The following is a 1558-nucleotide window of genomic DNA, read 5'->3' on the forward strand; positions in this document are numbered from 1 at the left end:
CGAAGAGGTTGAATGTCAAGCCGCCTTCGCGAGCAAGCCCGCTCCCACATTGGTTAGTGCTGTTTGCACTGGCTGTATTCTTCCTTCAGAGATATTCGAACCGCATGTCTCAACCCCCCATCGCCCAACCCGCCTACGTCCTCCACTCCCGCGCCTACCGCGAAAACAGTGCGTTGGTCGACTTCCTTACGCCGCAAGGTCGGCTGCGGGCGGTATTGCGCAGTGCGCGGGGCAAGGCCGGGACATTGGCGCGGCCGTTCGTGCCGCTGGAAGTCGAATTCCGGGGGCGTGGTGAATTGAAGAACGTCGGGCGGATGGAAGCCGCCGGTGTTTCAACCTGGCTCAGTGGTGAGGCGCTGTTCAGTGGCCTCTACCTTAATGAACTATTGATTCGCCTGCTGCCCGCCGAAGACCCGCACCCCGCGGTGTTCGACCACTACGCCGCGACCTTGCTCGCACTGGCCGAAGGCCGTCCACTGGAGCCGTTGTTGCGCTCTTTCGAATGGCGCCTGCTGGACGATCTCGGTTACGGCTTTGCACTGACCACCGATATCCACGGCGAGCCCATCGCCCCGGACGGTCTCTACCGCTTACAGGTGGATGCTGGTCTGGAGCGGGTCTATCTGCTGCAACCCGGACTGTTCAATGGCGCCGAACTGTTGGCCATGGCTGATGCCGACTGGACTGCAGCCGGAGCGCTGTCCGCCGCCAAGCGTTTGATGCGTCAGGCATTGGCCGTTCATCTGGGTGGTCGTCCGTTGGTTTCCCGAGAGTTGTTTCGAAAGCCATAGGGTATGCTGTGCACCGAACTTTCCCCTCTTCAGGAGCGCTTCCGTGACCACCAGCAATCGCATTCTTCTTGGCGTGAACATCGACCACGTTGCCACCCTGCGTCAGGCCCGGGGCACTCGCTATCCGGACCCGGTCAAGGCTGCACTGGACGCGGAAGAGGCGGGCGCTGACGGTATCACCGTGCATTTGCGTGAAGACCGTCGGCACATCCAGGAGCGCGACGTTCTGCTGCTCAAGGACGTGCTGCAAACCCGCATGAACTTCGAAATGGGCGTCACCGAAGAAATGATGGTGTTCGCCGAACGCATCCGCCCGGCGCACATTTGCCTGGTCCCGGAAACCCGTCAGGAACTGACCACTGAAGGTGGCCTGGACGTAGCAGGGCAGGAAGCTAGGATCAAGGCCGCCGTGGATCGGTTGTCCAAGATTGGCTGCGAAGTGTCGCTGTTCATCGACGCAGATGATCGGCAGATTGAAGCGTCCCGTCGTGTTGGTGCGCCGGCTATCGAACTGCACACTGGTCGTTACGCCGATGTCGAGACGCCGACTGACGTGGCTGAAGAACTCAAGCGTGTGGCCGATGGCGTAGCGTTTGGTTTGGCTCAAGGGCTGATCGTCAATGCCGGGCACGGGTTGCACTACCACAACGTGGAAGCGGTGGCGGCAATCAAGGGCATCAACGAACTGAATATCGGCCATGCACTGGTGGCGCATGCATTGTTTGTTGGCTTCAAGTCGGCGGTATCGGAGATGAAAGCGCTGATCC

General features: G+C 60.5%; 2 protein-coding genes. Both read left to right on the plus strand.

Annotation, left to right across the window (positions count from 1 at the left end; genetic code table 11):
* The first annotated feature begins 104 nt into the window (after window positions 1-104).
* Window positions 105-791 carry a DNA repair protein RecO gene (gene recO / locus AC1DRJ_RS27140; protein ID WP_477804861.1) on the plus strand — a complete coding sequence of 229 codons (687 nt, stop codon included), beginning with the start codon at window positions 105-107 and terminating at the stop codon, window positions 789-791.
* A 43-nt stretch (window positions 792-834) separates the two neighbouring features.
* The coding region (gene pdxJ / locus AC1DRJ_RS27145) for a pyridoxine 5'-phosphate synthase (protein WP_477804862.1) at window positions 835-1558 on the plus strand (724 nt) is incomplete at its 3' end.

This window comes from Pseudomonas sp. P5_B2, assembly GCF_056400445.1.

Coding starts and splice junctions, on each gene's coding strand:
- recO (WP_477804861.1), top strand. CDS start 105: ATGTCTCAACCCCCCATCGCCCAACCCGCCTACGTCCTCCACTCCCGC.